This window comes from Oleiphilus sp. HI0132 (assembly GCF_001635845.1).
On sequence record NZ_LWGJ01001852.1, the window covers coordinates 1 to 893 of the forward strand.

The 893-nt window shown below is 45.9% G+C and carries 2 protein-coding genes; both read left to right on the forward strand.

Annotated elements, in window-relative coordinates; genetic code table 11:
• Window positions 1–432, forward strand: a 432-nt coding sequence (locus A3766_RS28005; protein ID WP_082907251.1) for an acyl-CoA dehydrogenase family protein, incomplete at its 5' end; no start/stop codon positions are given.
• Between the two features lie 18 nt (window positions 433–450).
• The coding region (locus A3766_RS28010) for a CaiB/BaiF CoA-transferase family protein (RefSeq protein WP_197479812.1) at window positions 451–893 on the forward strand (443 nt) is incomplete at its 3' end.

The window sequence follows — 893 nt, forward strand, 5'->3', positions numbered from 1 at the left end:
ATGCAGGAGCTACCACAAGAGCGGCTATCGGTAGGCTTAAACGCGATCGCTAGTGCAGAGTCGATTCTTGAGCAAACAGTCGCATACGTTAAAGAGCGTAAAGCCTTCGGCCGTGAAATAGCATCGTTCCAGAACACCCAGTTTAAGCTTGCCGAAATGTCAGCAACCTTGACGATGGCGCGTGTATTTGTCGATAAATGCTTAGAGCTGCATATTAATAAGCAACTAGATGTGGTGACCGCAGCGAAGCTTAAATTATTGACTACCGAGATTCAGTGTGACGTGATAGATGAATGTTTACAGCTACATGGTGGTTACGGCTACATGTGGGAGTATCCGGTTGCGCGCGCTTACGCAGATGCGCGTGTTCAGAAGATCTATGCTGGTACAAATGAAATCATGAAGTTGATTATCGGCCGCTCGATGGTCTAAAGGAAGTAGGGGTAAGTAATGTCACAACCACTCAAGGGAATTAAGATTCTCGACTTTACCACCTTATTACCGGGCCCTTATGCAACGCAATTGTTGGCAGATATGGGCGCAGAGGTTGTAAGAGTAGAGTCACCTACGCGACCCGATCTACTAAAGCTCTTGCCGCCAATGGTAGGTAAGGTTTCTGCCTCGCACGCCAGCGTTAATCGCAATAAGAAAACGATTGCTGTTGATTTAAAGCATGAGAGTGCAAAAGAGATCGTTCATAAGTTGGTGAGTGAGTTTGATATTGTGATTGAGCAATTCAGACCAGGTGTTATGGCGCGTCTAGGTCTGGATTATGAGGCCTTGGTAAAGTTTCAGTCTAAATTAATCTATTGCTCGATCACAGGCTATGGTCAAACAGGGCCCTTAAAAGATCGGGCAGGGCATGATATTAACTATTTGGCTTTGTCGGGCTT